17 protein-coding genes and 1 pseudogene are annotated in these 17,632 nt (G+C 64.5%); 6 read left to right on the plus strand and 12 right to left on the minus strand.

The window, feature by feature from the left end:
- Positions 1-99 precede the first annotated feature (99 nt).
- Positions 100-795, plus strand: a complete 696-nt coding sequence (locus AC1DV8_RS02880) for a FadR/GntR family transcriptional regulator (protein ID WP_477156406.1) — start codon at positions 100-102, stop codon at positions 793-795.
- Positions 796-909: 114 nt separating this feature from the next.
- On the opposite strand, the gene AC1DV8_RS02885 is transcribed toward AC1DV8_RS02880, so the two are convergent.
- A complete protein-coding gene (locus AC1DV8_RS02885; protein WP_477156407.1) occupies positions 910-1,755 on the minus strand; it encodes a LytTR family DNA-binding domain-containing protein in 846 nt (281 codons plus the stop codon).
- 131 nt (positions 1,756-1,886) lie between these two features.
- On the opposite strand from AC1DV8_RS02885, the gene AC1DV8_RS02890 reads away from it, so the two are divergent.
- Complete coding sequence (locus AC1DV8_RS02890; protein WP_477156408.1) at positions 1,887-3,089, plus strand: acyltransferase family protein; 1,203 nt, start codon at positions 1,887-1,889, stop codon at positions 3,087-3,089.
- Between the two features lie 182 nt (positions 3,090-3,271).
- Positions 3,272-3,754, plus strand: coding sequence for a nuclear transport factor 2 family protein (locus tag AC1DV8_RS02895; RefSeq protein WP_477156409.1), 483 nt, complete (start codon positions 3,272-3,274; stop codon positions 3,752-3,754).
- A gap of 121 nt (positions 3,755-3,875) precedes the next feature.
- Here AC1DV8_RS02895 and AC1DV8_RS02900 read toward each other — a convergent pair whose 3' ends face one another.
- Positions 3,876-4,868 carry an NADPH:quinone oxidoreductase family protein gene (locus tag AC1DV8_RS02900; RefSeq protein WP_477156410.1) on the minus strand — a complete coding sequence of 331 codons (993 nt, stop codon included), beginning with the start codon at positions 4,866-4,868 and terminating at the stop codon, positions 3,876-3,878.
- A gap of 104 nt (positions 4,869-4,972) precedes the next feature.
- Here AC1DV8_RS02900 and AC1DV8_RS02905 point away from each other — a divergent pair, with 104 nt between their 5' ends.
- A complete protein-coding gene (locus tag AC1DV8_RS02905) occupies positions 4,973-5,599 on the plus strand; it encodes a TetR/AcrR family transcriptional regulator (RefSeq protein ID WP_477156411.1) in 627 nt (208 codons plus the stop codon).
- 77 nt (positions 5,600-5,676) lie between these two features.
- On the opposite strand, the gene AC1DV8_RS02910 is transcribed toward AC1DV8_RS02905, so the two are convergent.
- Both AC1DV8_RS02910 and AC1DV8_RS02915 read right to left on the minus strand, forming a co-directional pair.
- Complete coding sequence (locus tag AC1DV8_RS02910; RefSeq protein WP_477156412.1) at positions 5,677-6,189, minus strand: DUF2867 domain-containing protein; 513 nt, start codon at positions 6,187-6,189, stop codon at positions 5,677-5,679.
- 140 nt (positions 6,190-6,329) lie between these two features.
- On the minus strand, positions 6,330-7,346 hold the full coding sequence (locus tag AC1DV8_RS02915) for a zinc-dependent alcohol dehydrogenase family protein (protein WP_477156413.1): 1,017 nt from the start codon (positions 7,344-7,346) through the stop codon (positions 6,330-6,332).
- 93 nt (positions 7,347-7,439) lie between these two features.
- Between AC1DV8_RS02915 and AC1DV8_RS02920 the strand changes: the two genes are divergently transcribed.
- Positions 7,440-8,357 (plus strand): LysR family transcriptional regulator, encoded by a 918-nt coding sequence (locus tag AC1DV8_RS02920; RefSeq protein WP_477156414.1) that lies wholly within the window; start codon positions 7,440-7,442, stop codon positions 8,355-8,357.
- Between the two features lie 43 nt (positions 8,358-8,400).
- On the opposite strand, the gene AC1DV8_RS02925 is transcribed toward AC1DV8_RS02920, so the two are convergent.
- Positions 8,401-9,297 carry a phosphotransferase gene (locus AC1DV8_RS02925; RefSeq protein WP_477156415.1) on the minus strand — a complete coding sequence of 299 codons (897 nt, stop codon included), beginning with the start codon at positions 9,295-9,297 and terminating at the stop codon, positions 8,401-8,403.
- Positions 9,298-9,354: 57 nt separating this feature from the next.
- The gene (locus AC1DV8_RS02930) at positions 9,355-9,948 is read right to left on the minus strand and encodes a TetR/AcrR family transcriptional regulator (protein ID WP_477156751.1); all 594 of its coding nucleotides are present in this window, start codon (positions 9,946-9,948) and stop codon (positions 9,355-9,357) included.
- 87 nt (positions 9,949-10,035) lie between these two features.
- Between AC1DV8_RS02930 and AC1DV8_RS02935 the strand changes: the two genes are divergently transcribed.
- A complete protein-coding gene (locus AC1DV8_RS02935) occupies positions 10,036-10,320 on the plus strand; it encodes a SelT/SelW/SelH family protein (RefSeq protein ID WP_477156416.1) in 285 nt (94 codons plus the stop codon).
- 58 nt (positions 10,321-10,378) lie between these two features.
- On the opposite strand, the gene AC1DV8_RS02940 is transcribed toward AC1DV8_RS02935, so the two are convergent.
- The 6 genes and pseudogenes from AC1DV8_RS02940 to AC1DV8_RS02965 form a co-directional block, all read right to left on the minus strand.
- Positions 10,379-10,780 (minus strand): RidA family protein, encoded by a 402-nt coding sequence (locus AC1DV8_RS02940; protein ID WP_477148552.1) that lies wholly within the window; start codon positions 10,778-10,780, stop codon positions 10,379-10,381.
- A gap of 51 nt (positions 10,781-10,831) precedes the next feature.
- On the minus strand, positions 10,832-11,794 hold the full coding sequence (locus AC1DV8_RS02945) for an alpha/beta fold hydrolase (protein WP_477156417.1): 963 nt from the start codon (positions 11,792-11,794) through the stop codon (positions 10,832-10,834).
- Positions 11,795-11,940: 146 nt separating this feature from the next.
- Positions 11,941-12,783: a helix-turn-helix domain-containing protein gene (locus AC1DV8_RS02950; RefSeq protein WP_477156418.1), complete on the minus strand. Its 843-nt coding sequence runs from the start codon at positions 12,781-12,783 to the stop codon at positions 11,941-11,943.
- Positions 12,784-13,061: 278 nt separating this feature from the next.
- Positions 13,062-13,445, minus strand: a pseudogene (locus AC1DV8_RS02955) (allophanate hydrolase-related protein); the annotation flags it as partial.
- Positions 13,446-13,472: 27 nt separating this feature from the next.
- A complete protein-coding gene (gene uca / locus AC1DV8_RS02960) occupies positions 13,473-17,009 on the minus strand; it encodes an urea carboxylase (RefSeq protein WP_477156419.1) in 3,537 nt (1,178 codons plus the stop codon).
- Positions 17,009-17,629 (minus strand): urea amidolyase associated protein UAAP2, encoded by a 621-nt coding sequence (locus tag AC1DV8_RS02965; RefSeq protein WP_477156420.1) that lies wholly within the window; start codon positions 17,627-17,629, stop codon positions 17,009-17,011. The genes uca and AC1DV8_RS02965 overlap by 1 nt, the downstream gene beginning before the upstream one ends.
- Between the last annotated feature and the right edge of the window lie 3 nt (positions 17,630-17,632).

Consider the following 17,632-nt stretch of genomic DNA (forward strand, 5'->3'; position numbering starts at 1 on the left):
GCTGTCAAGTGGCTAGACCAGTGGCGAACTTGGGATAGATTGCTATGCGTCGCGAGTTCGCTAGCATCAGAGGCAAAGGGCGGCGGCAGTAGGGGTGATATGATCAGGCTTGAGGCTGTCTCAAATCGCAAACTGTACATCCAGATCGCCGATCAGATTCGCGACCAGATTCTGGCTGGCGAGGTCAAACCGGGAGAGCAGCTCCCCTCAGAGCGCGACTTGGCCGCGAACCTCGGGGTCTCGCGGCCGACGGTGCGCGAAGCGCTGATCGCGTTGGAGGTGGCTGGCCTGGTCGAAATACGGGTGGGAGTTGGCGCCTTCGTCCGCAAGTTGAAAAAGAGCCAGAAAGGCTTGCCGGAACAGAGCCGCTCTCCGATCGAGATCATGACCGTTCGACGGCTGCTGGAGCCCGAGGCAACGACGCTCGCCTGCCAGAATATCGATGTGGCGGGAAAAGAGCGGTTGCAGGCAGTCATAGCTCGGATGAGGTCCGAAGCGAGCGAAGGCGTGTGGTCGACGGAAACGGACCGCGCCTTGCACATGACCATCGCGGACTACGCTCAAAACTCCGTACTCCGAGAAGTACTCGATCAGCTCTGGTCGATGAGAGCGGAAGCTGTCGACAGCCGTTTCCACCAGCATCTCGCCGATATCGAGGAGGTGCGAGAGCACATCCTCACCGATCACGAACGCATCGTGGATTGCATCGTCAAAGCCGATTCAAAGGGCGCACGCGCTGCGATGAACGAGCACCTCGACTTCGTGTCCAAGACGATGCTCGATTCGTGGGAATAGCCTGCCCCGGTGCGGCGCCGGCGGTCCACCGTCAGAGACAAGCCTCAGCTGCTGCCCACGCAGCAGGTAGACTCGTGTCTAGTCGCGCGAGCCGATGGTCGTGACCGGCGGCTGCTATTTCAGCGCGTCCCGATACCGGCGCGAGCCTCGTAACTCCGTTCCGTCCAGCATGCGGATGATGACATCGCCGTCCCCGGTGGGAACTACCTCGCGAACCTTTTCGCGGTTGATCAGGCGCGAGCGGTGCACGCGCGCCACCGGCGCCCTCGCTTCGGCCAATTGCTGTTCTAGCGCGGCAAGGCTGGTGCGTACGAGGTGGGTGACGCCCTTGGCACGGATCTCGACATAGTTGCCTGCCGCCTCGGCCCAATCCAGCGACGTGGCATGCAGGAAAACCGTACGCCCACCGGATTTCAGCGTGAGCTGGCCAGTGTCACGGGCATCGCGGCGCGCCACCGCAGTCTCCCGCCTCGCCAGTTCTAGCCCGCGGGTGAGTGACAGGAAGAGGATGATGACCGCGTAGGGCAACAGGTCTTTGCGATACTCGTAGAGCATGTCGGTCAGCGGCTCGCCCAGAAAGGTGTAGGGCTGGCCAAGAGCGCCGAAGACCAGCGTCCGGAGCAGCCACAGGCCTGCGATATGCGCCGCGGCAAACATGATGCTTCCGAGCAGGTGCCAACCCAGCACACGCGGCCAGCTGTCGGCCGCGAACGGGAAGCGCCGCTCGAACCAAGCCACTGCCGGCACGAGCAGAAACAGGACGATGATACTGCTGCCCTCGAGTATCCAAGGCTCATGCGCGTCATATGGGACGCCGGCCCGCTCGGCTTCGGTAATCAGCGTCAGCGCGTTGATCACGGCCACTGCCGTGAAGAAAAGCGACGCGATGGCCCAGACGCGCATCAATACCCGGCGGTCGATCGCTTGTTCGTCGGCGCGCTCTGCCGAAAGCTCCGTCATTGCTCCCCCATCGCCGCCGCGCGTCCCCGGTGCCCGCCACTCGTCCCGCCGGGCCGGCACTCGTCCCTCGGCGATTGGCGGGTCTGACTTACCCACCTAGCCCTACTGGTCTCGCTCACAAGGAGACCGGCATGACCCCCGCCCACTCGCCCGACATGCGCCGCTACGACATCGATTGGCTGCGCATCATCGCCTTCGGCTTTCTCATCTTCTACCACATCGGAATGTTCTACGTGACCTGGGACTGGCACGTGAAGAGCCCCTTCGTCTCGCACGCCCTGGAGCCGCTCATGCGGCTCGTCGCGCCCTGGCGCTTACCGCTGCTGTTCTTCATCTCGGGGGTGGCTTTGAAGTTCGTTATGGACAAGCTGCCGGCCCGCCGACTGCTGCCGCAGCGGCTCGCAAGGCTGGGGATCCCGATCCTCTTCGGCTTTTTTGTCTTCGTGACACCGCAGGCTTACTACGAACTCCTCGCCAAGGGGGAAATCGGGCCGGACTACCTCGCATTCTGGTGGCAGTACCTTGATTTCGACTTCGAGTTCTCGATCATCACCCCGACATACAACCACCTGTGGTACGTCGTTTATATCCTGCTCTACACGCTGCTCCTCGCGCCGCTCAGGCCAGTACTGGAGTGGCTGCGCCGCCCATTCGACCGCCTCTATGCAGGCCGGACCGGCGTGCCCCTTCTGCTGCTGCCGGTCGTCCCTTTCGTCGCCTACGATGCGCTTCTGAGCGATGCCTTTCCGGTGACCGATGCGATCGTGGACGATTGGTTCAACCACGCCAACTCGCTGACCATGCTGGTATTCGGCTATCTCGCAGGCAAGAGCCCGCCCTTCTGGCAGGCCATCGATCGGGCACGGCACCAGGCCCTCGCACTCGCGCTAACACTCGGCGCGGTGCGACTGGCAGCGTCGCTATCAACTCCGGCGATCGGCCTTTGGGAGGGGGTTCAGAGCTTGGTGAGGATCGCCTATTGCTGGGCCACGATCGCGGCCCTGCTCGGGTACGCCCAGCGCCATCTCAATCGAACTAGCCCTGCTTTGCGCTACCTGAGCGAGGCGGTCTTTCCCTACTACATCCTGCACCAGACCCTGATTGTCTGTCTCGGCGTCTGGGCTGCGGGCCTGCCACTCTGGGCGGAAGCCTCAGTCATCGTGCTGGGCACGATCGCCGGATGTGCCATCGGGTACGAGGTCGTGCGCCGTGTCGCTGTATTGAGGCCGCTGTTCGGCCTGTCGCTGCGGCATCGACCTGCTGCTACCCCAACCTTGCCGCCGCCTGCCGCGGTGCCATTGGCGGGCGTCCAAGTGCTGCAGGAAGAGAGCTGACGAGGCGGGCTGCGATGGCTCAGGCACAATTCGCTTGCGGGGCGCGGTAGGGTGAGCCAACCTACTCTTGGTCGATGCCGCTTGCCGGCCCTGCTGATCTCAGATCGACCATTCCCCCAACATCGCAATCGAACCGCATCTGGCGCACGCCATGGCGGCAGTTCACCCTTGAGGAGAGCTTTATGGCCATTCGTTCCGATTCCGACGTCTCCATTCGCCTCGAACGGCTCGAGGATTTGCAGGCGATCAACCGCCTCTTCACCGACTACGGACATTACCTAGATGAACGGGACTGGCCGAAGCTTGCGGCACTCTTCGCCGAGGACGGCGAAGTGATCCTTGAGCCGTTAGGTCGCGCGACGGGACCGAGTGCAATTCGCAGCCTGCTTGAAGGGGGGCTCAGCAGCGAGCGGGGCCGAACGTTCCACATCATTTCCAACCCGCTGGTCACGCTCATCGGCGAGAGCGCCGAGACCAATGTCAGTTGGGCAATGATCGTTCGCCTGGCGGACGACCGCCCGACGCTCGCTGCCTTCGGGCGGCATCGCGACAGGCTGGTCAAAGTCGGTGGCAGGTGGAAATTCCAGCGGCGTGAGGGTCTGACGGAGATACCCACGACCATGCCGACCTCGCTCGCGAACCACCAGGCCACGGCACGGCGTTAGCGCCGGCCTTTGCCGCGATGCGGATGGCGTGATCGGAGGGGCGCTCTACGGAACCGGCGGCGAGAGCCAGCCTGTGATCAAGGTGGCTAGGCGTTGCGCCGCGCGAACAGGCGACGCCAGTTCACAGCTTCAACCCCAACTTGCCGACGCTGGAGCGGCCGGCCAACTCCGCGAGGGCTTTCGCCCCCTCAGCGAGTTCGTAGATGGTTGGCTGGACGGGCGACAATACGCCACTTGCGATGAGCCTGAACAGCTCGCCCATGACCTCGCCGAACATCTCCGGAGCGGCCCGGATCAGCATGCCCATGTTGAAGCCGATGACCTGGACCTGATGCTTGTACACGAGGTCCCAATTGCTGAGCGATGCCTCGCCGGCGGGCAGGCCCGTGACGATGACGCGCCCGGTGACGCGCCGCGCCGATCTCAGGCTCGCTTCGAGAGTGTCACCGCCTACGGACTCGATGACCAGGTCGACGCCGGCATCTCCGGTGATGCGGAGCACCTCGGCTGCGATATCGGCGCTGCGGGAGTCGAGTAGGTGATCGGCGCCCAATGACCGAACGATGTCGTGCTTGCCCTGGGAGGCGGTGGCAATCACCGTAGCGCCGTAGTGTTTGGCGATTTTGACCGCCGCCTGGCCGGTGGCGCCGGCTGCTGCGTGAATTAGCACCGTCTGGCCGGAGGTGAGTTGTCCCAATGGCTTGAGCGCCGCTACGGCGGTCGGCAGGTTCACCACCAGGCCCAAGGCCTGCTCATCGGTCCACCCAGGAGGAACCGGCACCGCGGCCATCGCCGGCAGCGCCATATACTCTGAAAAAGCGCCGTATCCGACACCGATCACGTGGACGCCGAGCGACACGGTAGTCACTCCTTCGCCCAGGGCGACAACCTCACCTGCGGCCTCGAGGCCGGCGAGATAGGGCGGCTGCGGTCCCCCGTGGAAGGTGCCGTTGGCCTGCGAGATATCGGCGATATTGACGCCGGCGGCGGTCACCCGGATCAGGATTTGGCCCTTGCCCGCGACCGGCACAGGTGCATCGCTTACCATCCGCAGGTCCTGCGGGCCGTTCAGGGACGTCTGCTGCAGAGCGCGCATGACTGCCGGGATGCTCATGGGAACTGTCCTCGATTTATTGAATGATCGACAAATAAATACAGCATGGCGTCTTGACGCCGGTCAAGCTATAATTTGTCGATCGACAAAGAATTGGAGACCACATGGCAGCGCGCGGCAGGCCACGCATCTTCGACCGGGATAGGGCGCTGCGCAGTGCGATGGACCTGTTCTGGGAGCGCGGCTACGAAGGGACCTCGATGAGTGACTTGACCGAGGCCATGGGGATCGCTTCGGCCAGCATCTATGCGGCCTTCGGCAGCAAGGAGGCGCTGTTTCGCGAGGCGGTAGCCCTCAATGCCGCGACACAGGGACAGCCGCCGAGAATCGCGCTGCGTGAGCAACGCACCGCCCGCGATGCGATCCACGCCATGTTGCAAGCGGTCGCCGATACCATAACCATGCCCGACGCGCCGCGCGGCTGCATGCTGGTCCTCGCGGCACCGACAGGCGCCGTGGAAAATCACCCCGTGCGAGAACTCCTTGCGGGGGCCCGCCGGGCGCAGTTCAACGAGATCAGGGAGCGGCTCGTCCGGGGCATCAGCGACGGCGACCTTGCCGTCTCGACTGACAGCCTCGACGCCATCGCCCGCTACTACACCACTGTGATGCACGGCCTATCGATGCAGGCTCGCGACGGTGCCAGCCGGGCCGAACTCGAGCCCGTCATCACCCTCGCCATGGGCGCATGGACGACTCTGGCGTCAGCTGCTGCCCCCGTCGGGTCATGACAGACTGGGCTGCGTCCCCTCGGTGGCGACAAGAAGCAGGATGCCGGCGATCACGCCCAGGATTCCGGAAGAGTAGGTCAGGCCGCCACGATGCCTGCTCGTGCCGCGTTGGCCAGGCAGCGCGCCACGATGATGCGGTGGAATGGATAGACCACCGCAAGGTAGGCGCGACCCAAACCATTGTGCGGTCGCACCCAGGTGCTGATGGCGACGAGGTCGTCATGCACCGACCGCAGGATCGAGACGCGAAAGTCGAGATGCTTGTCGTTGGCCCCCAGGACTACCTCATCTGGTGTCGCCGAGTGCACCGCAAAAATGCCGGCATAGTTGCAGCTGACGATTTCCTCGCGGGTCGGAGGACGCAAATCCTCGGGCCCGCCGGTCTTGAGACCCAAGGGCGCAACCAGTGCGTTGCGGAGCCCCAGTAAGGCCACGACCCATCCGGGCATATGAAAGAACGTGGCGATGGTCAGATCGGCGGCGTCGGGGGCGGGATGCGGCAGCGGCACCGACTGCCCATCGAGGAAATCGCCCTCGGCAAAATAGCGGCGCAGCGCGCCGTCGCTGGGATAAGCAAAGTCCTTGGCCATGGCGTGGTCCCCGCGTGGAGAGCCTGAGGATAGGCGTTGGGCAAGGCAAAACCCTGCGCAACGGTGTCGCACGGGGGGAGCGGATTGACGCAGTTGGTGCGGCCCGCCAGCGGAGGTTCCGCGCTCGTCGATCATGTCCTTCAGGCGACGCCGATCACAACCTTGCCAAATGGTCCGCGCCGCTGGTGCTCGAACGCCTCGTGTACTGCTTCGAACGGGTAGACGGCATCGATCACCGGCCTGATGCCCAGCGCCTCGATTGCCGTGTTCATGCGCTCGAACTGCCGCCGCGAGCCTGTGGCGATCCCTTGGAGCGTGATGCGGTTGCGCGTGAGCGTCGGCGTTGGCAACGTCACCTCGGCGCCCGCAAGCTGGCCGATGAGGGACACTCGCCCGTCGGCCGCTGCCGTCTCGATCGACTGCCGCAGATTGGCGCCGCCAATCAGCTCCAGCACATGGTTGACGCCGCGCCCGCCGGTGAGCGATCGCACCTCGGCGGTCCAGTTGGGTGTCGCGCTGGTATCGACCCCGAGCTTTGCCCCGAGCGCCCCGGTGCGTTCGAGCTTGTCGGCGTGGCGGGACAGCACGATTGGCACCTGTCCGAAGGCCAGCGCGAATTGCAGCGCAAATAACGCCACGCCGCCGGTTCCTTCGATGAGCACAGTCGTCCCGGGCCGCGACTGGCCGGACTCGACCAATGCGGACCAGGCGGTGAGCGCCGCGATCGGCAAGGTCGCGGCTTCGTGGTCACTGAGAGAGGCCGGTGCCATTACCGCGGCGTCCTCGCCGAACACCGCATGGCGTGCTAGCACCCCGGGCAGCGACACCCCCAGCGTCTGCTTGTGCAACACCGGCGGCGCATCACCATCGGGCCAATCGGCAATTACCTGTCCCAAGACGCGATCGCCGACGCGGAAACGCGTCACTTCGGGCCCGATTGCCACCACCTCGCCGACGGCGTCCGACGCTGGCACGAAGGGTAGGGGCAGCACCGGCAGTTTGCCGTCGACCAACAGCAGGTCCTTGAAGTTGAGCGCGACAGCGCGCACCGCGACCAGGAGTTCGCGCCCACCGATCGATGGCAGTGGCATCGCCTCACGCACCAGCTTATCGAGCCCGATCCCGGTCATGCGCCAGGCTTCGGTCATGTCACCCATCTCACACCTCCCGCTTGTTCCTCTCTGTTTTACATCGCACATGCTGCTACAATGACGCGAATTGGTCGGAAGATCGTTGCGCGTGGGTCTACAATGAGCCTTGTATCCGGTAGCCTCGAGGGTGCTGTCGCCTTCGTTCAAGCGGTGGATGCGGGGAGCTTCACTGCCGCGGCAGAGCGGCTGCGCCTGACTAAATCGGCCGTCGGTCGCAGGGTGTTGCAGCTTGAGCAGCGGTTAGGAGTGCGCCTGCTCAACCGGACCACCCGTCGCCTGAGCCTGACACCCGACGGCGAGATTTACTACGAGGCTTGCCGCCACGCGCTGATCGGCCTTGCCGAAGCACAGGACGTCATCGCGTCCGGGCGACAGGTGCCGGCCGGCGTGGTGCGGCTCGCCCTGCCGCTTGCCTTTGGCCGCCGCTGGGTTGCGCCCGTGTTGTTCGAGTTGGCCAAGGCGCACCCGGCCCTCAGGCTCGAGATCGGCTTCGATGATCACCGCACCGACCTCGTCGACGACGGTATCGACCTCGCGGTGCGTCTGGGACCGCTTGAGGATAATGCGTCGCTGATCGCTCGACGTCTTGGCACGCAGCGATCGCTGCTCTGCGCCAGCCCGGCTTATCTCGCCACGGCGGGAACGCCCGCCGATATCCCATCCCTGGCGCAGCACGCGCTGCTGGTTTACGGCCGGCGCGACTTCGTCAACCCATGGTCACTACCTGATGGGGACACGGGAGCCACGCTCTACCAGCCGCGAGCCAGCATGCTCATCGGTGACGGCGACGCGCTGCTGCAGGCCGCGGCCGCCGGGTGCGGCATCGCTTTCCTGCCCAATTGGCTTGCCGGAGACAGTCTGCGCAGCGGCGAGCTGGTACCTCTGCTGATGAGTTCGACTGTCGACACCGCGCCGATCCACTTGCTGTGGACCGCCGGGCGCGTTGTGCCCCCGCGCATGCGAGTGATCATCGATGCGCTGGTGGCGCACGCCGTTTCGTTGCACGAGCAGCCATGACTGTTCCTCGCGCTCGCGGGGTGGCCGTCCGCCAAAGTTCGGATCAGATGTCCGGATCCTCGAGGATGCGGGAGAGCGTGCTGCGCCCAAGGGCACTCATGGCGGGGTTGGTGCTGCGGTAGTACCAGACTAGGCCCATGGCCTGCTGAAAGGCCCATGCCGCACCGCGCTTCCACTCGACTTCACTTGATCCAAGCTGAGCGCGCACGATTTTGCGCTGCTTGCGATCAAGCAGATGCCACGCGGCGACAAGATCCAACGCCGGATCGGCCGGTCCGAAGCTGCCGGTGTCGAGCACGCCCACAAGGCGGTCCCCACGCACGAGGAGGTTCGCCGGAATAAGATCCCGGTGGCTCATAACGTCGGGACCGGACGGCGGCAACTCACGCAGCCGAGCCCAGATGCGACGGAGCCGAGGCACGTCCATAAGACCCTCGCTGTTCTCGAAACAGGTCGACATCCAGTCGTCGTGGTCGGGAAGACTGCCACCCCTCCCTTGGCCATCAAAACGACGGCCATGTGGGTTCACGGCGCGCAGCGACGCGATCAGGTTGGCTATGTCGAGAGCTAAGGTCGCAGAAGCAGCAAGCCCATCCGGCGTGGCGACATCGCCCCCGATCCAAGTCTGCATCGCCCAAGGCAACGGATAGAGCGGGCCGGGCTGACCAAGCCCGATCGAGCGAGGGCAGGCAAACGGAGAATGCGCCGCAAATTCCATCATCGCGGCGGCTTCGCTGCGCAGCATGTCGGTGCATTCGACCGGATCCGTGGCGCGCAGAGGGAACCTTGCCGCTACACTCGATCCAATCCTGAAGATCGCATTGACCGTGCCAACGGCGCCAACCTGCTCGATCCGCTCGTCGCGGTACTCCGGGAACTGATCGAAGACCATCTGGCGAACGATATCGGCATCGATGTGGAGCTGGTCCGAGTGCATCATGGTGTTGGTGTCACCCTTTCAGTTCCTCGCCGAATACCCGAGACGACAAGATCGCGACTACGACGCGCGCGGACCGAAAACCGTAGCGAAAGCAATATCCTTGAACCGCCTCAGCGGCGCATCCGAACGCTCTACTTTCATGCGCATGATCGCCCCTTCCCAGGAGGCAAGCAGAAACTCCGCCAGATCCAGGGGAGTGAACTTGCTGTCAATTTCACCGGCTGCCTGAGCCTCTGCGATGCACTCGGCAAAGGGTTGCAGCCACTCCCGGTAGATCCCGATGAGATGCTGCCGCAGCGCTTCGCTCTCCTGGACGACTTCCAGGCTGAAGTCTCCAATCAAGCATCCCCTCGCATAGCCATCGGCAGCGAGCCGATCCGAGATGAGGTCCAGGTACCGTCGCAGTCGCTCGCGTGGTGCAAGATCGCCATTGAGGAGGGACTCGGCGATCCGCTCCCGGATCGAGGCGAAGTAGAGGTTCAGAACCTCAGCCGCGAAATCCTCTTTCGATCGGAAGTGGTTCGTGAACGAGCCCTGGGGAACCCCGGCCTCGCCTACGACATCCCTCACACCGCCGCCGTGATAGCCCTGGCGGAACATCACGGTCAGGCCAGCAGCGATGATCTTGTTCTTGGCGGACGGTTTGGGCATGTCATCCAAAATACGTACGACCGTATTGAAGTCAAGGTTCTCTGATGTTAATACGGTCGTCCGTATTGAACTGGTATGGAGGAACGGATGATCGCAGATGTTGAGCATGCAGCCGGCAACGGAACAACGAGAGCCGAACGCCAAGAGCAGGTCACGATCACCTATTGTGTGCCGTGCGGCTATGAGAGCCGCGCCAAGAGAGCCGCGGAGAGTTTAGCCGATGAACTCGGCCTTCCCGTGGAGCTGAACCCTGGAAAAGGCGGCGTCTTCCACGTCGCGGTAGCGGGTCAGGTGGTGACAGCGCGACGCAAGGGGTACTTTCCCGACGAAGCCGACATTGTGCAGGCGGTACGCGAAGCTCTGCACGGCTAGACTCGCTTGCCGCGACCGGGTTGCGCCGGTCGCGGCGTGGGTTTTCGTCGCGTCCTGATCAGGACAAGACGGCCGTCGCTTCGATCTCGATGAGGTAGTCGGGATTGGCCAGTTGCGAGACAATCGCCGTTGTCACGGTCGGCGGGTTCTTCAGCTTGCCGGCGCGTGCCATCCAGGCGCCGAAACCAGCCTTGAGGTCGGCGTCGTCGCGCAGGAGAAGGCCGACGCGGACAAGATTTTCAAGCTTGCCTCCCGCGGCTTCCAGCACCGTGATGAGGTTGTCGACCGCCTGGGTCGTCTGCGCCGCGGTGTCTCCCTTGCCGACGACTTCACCCTTCTCGTCGACTGCATTCTGCCCGCCGATGATCAGTGTCGCCGCGCCAGCGGGGATAATGATCCCCTGCGAGAAGGCAGGGTTCTTGTGCATGCCTTTGGGGTTGATGTGCTCGAGCTTTGCCATTTGCGTTTTCTCCGTTCTTGAGTATTTGGCGATGACGTAACGGCGAGTGCCTTAGCTGCTGGCAGCCTCACCGAGGAAGAACCACTCGATTGCCGGGGCGAGAACGTCTGGCGCGGCGTTGTGCATCTGCCCCTCGAGCGTCTTGTGCTCAGCATCCGGAAGGACGTCCGCCAGCCCGCGAGCCGAGTTCCGGATCCACTGAGGGCTCGCTCCGCCGTCCATCACCAGCGTCGGCACTGTGGCGCTCGCCCATTCCTCAGCCCGCAGTGGCTTGCCGGCCATGCCGTCGCCAAGCACGGCGATGTCGTAGGGCAGGGTGTGCGCCACGGCCTCGAGCGCCGGCCATGATGGGTCGCTCTTCATCTTGGCAACCACTTCGGCCGGCGCGAGCACCAGGTCTGCCATCCAGTACTCCACTGCCTCGCCGCGGCGATCGGCTGCGATCAACTCGTTGATGTGAGTGACATAGTCCTCAGGCGGCGGCGGACGGCTGTCGTCAGTGATGAATGGTGGCTCGTACAGCGATAGCTTCTGGACCTTGGTGGGAAGCCCCGCTGTTGTCTTAAGGGCAAGGACGGCACCAGAAGACTGGCCATGGACAAAGGCCGTCCCACCGGCTTCGTCAATGATGGCCTCGAGATCTTCGATCTCGCGCTCAACCAAGTATGGCACCGTGTCCCCACTATCGCCCCGGCCTCGGCGATCGTAGCTGAAAACCGTGAAGCGTGGCGCGAGGAGCCTGGCCACCGGTGCCCACGCCGAACGCTCGCTGAGCGCGCCGCCGACCAGGACAAGCGCCGGCCCGTCACCGGATCTATCGAAGGCGATGCGAGTCCCGTCTTTCGACGTCACGGTGTTTGCGTCTACGCTCGCCTCCTCGGCCGATACCTGGCGCACCATTGATGCAGTGCAAATGACGGCGCCCGCTAAACCGTTCCAGATGAACTGCCGCCTGCTCAACAAGCGTGCCGACGCGCCACCGATCGCGGTCCCAAGTGGGGTTGGCGTATCCATGTCTGGCTCCTAACAGCTGAGTTGCACCGAGCCCGCGGGGGGAGATCGCGGCGGGCGAACTGGCGCGTTTGCTTGGCCTCGGCGGCGAACCGCTGGCCGTCCAAACCCCACGATAGGATTCCGTGGGGAACACCGCTTGTACAAATTTAACCGGCGGGGAGCATCCACGGGACCATCGCGTGGTCAGGCCGCTCGGCGTAAACCGATCGCCGCTGCTGGAGGTAGGCCGTGGGATTGAGCTCGGCGAAGGCAGTGAAGTCTCGGCTGAAGTGGGACTGGTCGAAATAGTCGCTGTCGTGAGCGAGGGCCGTCCAGCGGACCGGCTCGGTCACGTCGATGCTCTCGAGTGCGTGCTGGAACCGGCAAAGCCGGGCAAGCTCTCTTGGTGTGCAGCCCACCATGCGATTGAACAGCGTGATGAGGTGCTTATGGCTGATGCCAACTTCGCCGCAGAGCTCGCTGATCCTCGCCCCGCCGTGCCGCCGCGCGATACGTCCTGCAACGTGGTCCACGATCCGCGCCGCGTCCGGCTGTTTACTGAGCCGCGCCAGCAGCACTTCTTCGAGCAGCGCAAATCGTCGTTCGGGGGTTACCGCCTCGTAGAGACGTTCGCGGATCTCGGAGGCGGCGCTACCCCATATGGCGTCGAGCGACACCACGCGATTGTGCAGCTCGGACAACGGTACGCCGAGGAAGGCGTGGGCCCCGCCGGGCCTGAAACTTACACCTAGAAATTCGGTCTGCGCAGGCCACTCCACCAGATGCCGCCGGTTCCAGATACCCAGACACCAGCTTTCGGTGCAGACGGAAACCACCGGACCCTCCGAGCGCTCACGGACGCGCCAAGGGTCGCCGAAGTTGAACTTGAGATCAGTCGACGCCGTTGGGAAAATCCCGTCGCGCCGGTAGGGCATCGACCCCCGCGCCACATAGAGGAAGTTGATATGGCCCCGCAGGGGTGGCGCGACGGCGTGCAAGATAAAGGTCATGCGACTACCTCTTTTGTCGAGGATCAGCGCTTCCTGACTACGCCGGCTGGAAAGCACTCGACACACTGCAACGCTCCGGCTGGCGTTCGGTGCCAACAATTCAGCGGCGATGGCGTGCTTGCATTGGTCTCGCGATGCCTCGCTGGCCTCTCAAGTACCTGGAGTCAGTCGCTTGCCTGTGCCCGCGGTGCCCCTTGACCACGCAACGCCCTTGCGGGCGGCCAATCCATCGCGCAGGCACTCCACAAGCCAGGCAATGGCGGTGAAGATGGAGCCTCTCATCGCGACTTCTCCTGCAAGAATGCACGCCAGCCGCCGAAGCGGGTGATCTCCTCGGCACCGGCAATGGCGTAGGCCTCGCAGAGGAAGCCGGAGACCGAGCTGCCATCATCGAGCGATACCTTGCCGATGCCGAGCGGGGACGGGATCTTTGCCACGAACCGGCCGAAAGCGTCGGCCGGCAGGGCCCAGACCTCGACCTCGAGGCCGGGGCCGGCATAGCCGGGTTCGCGTACCAGGCCCGGCTTGGGTGGGGTGGTGTTGGGCAGCGCGTAGAGCCGATAGTCGCCGGCCGTGCGGCTGCGCTTGATCAGCTGTCCGCCGGGGCCGGTGAGTTCATGGTTGAGGGGCAGGCCGCTCAGGTGTGCGCCCACCACGACAATCGGCAAGAGTGCGTCGATTTCGGCCATCTAGATCTCCTCCAGTACGATGATGATGTCGCCGGTTTTTACGTTGCGCCCTGGCCCGGCTCGGACGTCCCGAACGGCGCCCGCTTCGTGGGCGGTGATGGTGATTTCCATCTTCATGGATTCGATGATGGCGACGGGCTGTCCGGCTTCGACATGGGCGCCGTCCTCGACCAAAATCTTCCAGATATTGCCGGGGACCGAAGTCGCGACGCCGAAGTGGCCCGACGGGATTTCGCTTGCGTCGGAAGCACTTGCGCCTTCATCGGCGATGAAGCTGTCGAGCCCTTCGTCCTTCCAGCGTTGCCGTTCGGCTTCGAAGGCGGACTGCTGGGTGTGCTTGAAGGCGGCGATGCTGCTGGCGTTGCGCGCGAGCTTGGCGGCGTAGTCGGCGTAGGAGAGCTTGGTCTCCTCGATCCGGACGGGATAGCCGCCGTGCGGGAAGGCGGCGCGGGCTTCCATCAGCTCGTCGTGGCTGACCGGGAAGAACCGGATCTGGTCGAAAAAATTGAGCAGCCACGGCTTGTTAGCGGCAAACTCCGGGGTTTGGCGCCAGGTGTTCCAGACCTGGATGGTGCGGCCGAAGAGCTGGTAACCGCCGGGGCCCTCCATGCCATAGATGCACATATAGGCGCCGCCGATGCCGACGGCGTTCTCGGGGGTCCAGGTGCGGGCCGGATTGTACTTGGTGGTGACGAGCCGGTGGCGCGGGTCCATCGGGGTTGCGACGGGGGCGCCGAGATAAACGTCGCCGAGGCCGAGGACGAGATAGCTGGCGTCGAAGGTAGTGCGCTTCACCGCATCGATGTCCGACAGACCATTGATCCGTCGGATGAATTCGATGTTGTCGGGGCACCAGGGCGCGTTCGGCCGGACCAATTCCTGGTACTTCCGCATAGCGAGTTGCGCTTCCGGATCGTTCCAACTCAGCGGCAGGTGGACGATGCGGGAGGGGACGGTGACCTCTTCCGGCCGAGGCAGGGACTGCTCGATCTCGGCGAGGAGGCCGAGGAGGTGGTCGCGGCTCAGCCGGGTCGAATCGTAGTGGATCTGGAGCGAACGGATGCCGGGAGTGAGGTCGATGATGCCGTTTTTCGCCCCGAGTTTGCCTTCCCGATGAACGGATTCCATCAACAGATGAACGCGCAACCTGAGCGCGAGATCGAGCGCCATCGGGCCGTATTCGACCAGAAGATTGTCGTCGCCCTGCCGCCGGTAGACGACCGGGACGGGTCCGTTGTCGGAATGGCCCACGATGGCCGAGCCGGCTTCGCTTGGCCGGTGGATCGCGGGACCGGCAACCTTATCATCGGGCCTGATGACGGGGATAAAGCGGATGATGTCGCCGGGCTTGAACTGGCCGAGCTTCCAGAGTTCCTCGCGCGCCATCACCGCCGGGCAGACGAAGCCGCCGAGGCTCGGACCGTCGGGGCCGAGGATGATGGGCATGTCGCCGGTGAAGTCGATGGCACCGACCGCGTAGGCGTTGTCGTGGAGGTTGGACGGATGGAGACCCGCCTCGCCGCCATCGGTACGTGCCCATTTCGGCGCCGGCCCGATGAGGCGGACGCCGGTACGGGCCGAGTTAAAGTGGACCTCGTAGGCCGTCGAGAACAGCGTCTCGATGTCTTCGGTGAGGAAGAAGTCGGGCGCGCCGTGCGGGCCGTAGAGGACGCCGACTTCCCACTCGCGAGTGAGTGGGGCAGGATCGTCGGCTGGCTTCGTGGCTTGGGGCGCGTTGGCGAGGTGCAGGACCTCGCCGGCGCGGAGCGTGCCGGTGGCGTGGCCGCCAAACTTGCCCAGCGCGAAGGTGGCGCGGGAGCCGAGTACGAGCGGGGCCGCGAGCCCTCCCGAGATGGCAAGGTACGAGCGCTGGCCGGGACCCTCGATAGTCCCGATGCTGAGGACCTGACCGGCACCAATCACGATCGGCTCGTTGTGCGCCAATGGAGCACCGTCGAGCTTCATCGGCATGTGAGCGCCGGCGAGCGCGACGGTGGCGGGCGAATGGAAGCGCAGCGTTGGGCCGGAGACGGTGAGCTCGAGCGCCGCGGTTTCGTCGGCATTGCCCACGAGCCGGTTGGCGTGGCGGAAGCTGCGCTCATCCATCGGCCCGGAGGGCGGCACGCCGACGTGCCAAAGGCCGAGCCGGCCGGGCAGTTCCTGCAGCGAGGACTGCGCGCCCGGTGCGATTACCTCGATGACGTCGGGGCTGAAGGCGAAGGTTCGAAGTGCTGTCGTCGCGACCTTGCCTGAGGCGAGCAGGTCGGACGCCGCGATGGCGCTGAGATATTGGAGGTTGGTCTCGATGCCGGAGATGCTGGTTTCAGCCAGCGCCGCGCGGAGCTTCTCGATCGCCGCGGGACGATCGCCGGCAGCGACGATGATCTTGGCCAGCATCGGATCGTAAAAACTGGTGACCTCGGTGCCGGTCTCGACCCAGGTGTCGACGCGCGCCTCGCCAAACTTCACCTCGGTGAGGAGGCCGGCGCTGGGCTGGAAGTTGGCATGCGGGATTTCGGCATAGAGCCGGACCTCCATCGCTGCGCCCCTGGGCGACAATGGCTTGGTCGGGATCACATCCTCGCCGGCCGCCTGCCGGATCATCCACTCGACGAGGTCGATGCCGAACACCGCCTCGGTGACGGGGTGCTCGACCTGCAGGCGCGTGTTGACCTCGAGGAAGTAGAACTCCTCGCGGACCGGATCGTAGATGAACTCCACCGTGCCGGCGGAGCGATAGCCGACGGCACGGCCGAGATTGGTGGCCGCCTCGTGCAGTCGGTATCGGGTCGTGGCGGAAAGACCGGGGGCGGGAGTTTCCTCCACTACCTTCTGGTTGCGGCGCTGCAGCGAGCAGTCGCGTTCGCCGAGCGCGATGACCTTGCCCTTGCCGTCGCCGAACAGTTGCACCTCGACGTGCCGCGCGTCGGAGACGAAGCGCTCGAGGAAGACGCGGGCGTCGCCAAAGCTGGCGCGAGCCGTGCGCTGCACGCCCTCGAAGGCGGCCGCGAGGGCAGCGGCGTCGGCACAGAGCGACATACCGATGCCGCCACCACCGGCGGTGGATTTGAGCATCACGGGGTAGCCGATGGTCTCGGCCGCGATGAGCGCCTCGTCGAGCGTCGCGAGCAGACCGGTACCGGGAAGGAGCGGCACGCCATTGGTTTCGGCCAGTTCGCGGGCGGTGTGCTTGAGGCCGAAGGACTCGATGTTCTCGGGCGTCGGGCCAATGAAGGTGATGCCTTCGGCTTCGAGGCGGCGGGCGAATTTGGTGTTCTCGCTGAGAAAGCCATAGCCCGGGTGCACAGCCTCGGCGCCGGTTGCTTTGCACGCCGCGATGACGGCGTCGACGTTGAGGTAGCTTTCGGCGGCCGGGGCTGGGCCGAGGCGCACCGCCTCGTCGGCCATCCGCACCGCCTTGGTGAAGCGGTCGGCGTCGGAATAGACCGCCACCGAGGCGAGGCCCATGCGCTTGAGCGTACGGATGATCCGCACCGCGATCTCGCCGCGGTTGGCAATGAGGACTTTGCGGAACATCACTCGGCGTCCCAGACCAGGACCTGGATGGGCGTCGGGTTGAAGCCGTTGCAGGGGTTGTTGATCTGCGGGCAGTTGGAGATGACGCAGAGCACGTCCATCTCGGCGACGAGCTCGACGTAGTCGCCGGGCTTCGAAAGCCCATCGACGATTGTCATCTCGCCTGAGGGCGCGATCGGCACGTTCATGAAGAAGTTGATGTTGGGAACGATGTCGCGCTTGGTCATGCCGTGCTTGGAGACTTCGAGCACGAAGTTGTCGCGGCAGGCGTGGAGGTAGCGCGTCTCGTGGCCGAAGCGCACGGTATTGCTCTCGCATGAGCAGGCGCCAGCCATGGTGTCGTGGCGGCCGCAGGTGTCCGCCACCACCGTGAGCATGGTGTTGCCCTCGTTGGAGATGACCCTGGTGCCGACGCCCACATAGGCCGAGCCCTGGATGCGCAGCGTGTCCTGCGCGGAGTAGCGTTCGGCGAAATCGCTGGCACGGTAAAAGATGGTGTCGATCGCCTGCTGGCCTTCGCTATCAATGATGCGAATGGTCTGGCCGGCCTTGACGACGCCGGACCATGGGGCTTCAGCGGGGATGGAGTGCGACTGGATGGCGGTCTCTGCGCTACGCATGAT

This window comes from Devosia sp. P3_B2, from assembly GCF_056402875.1.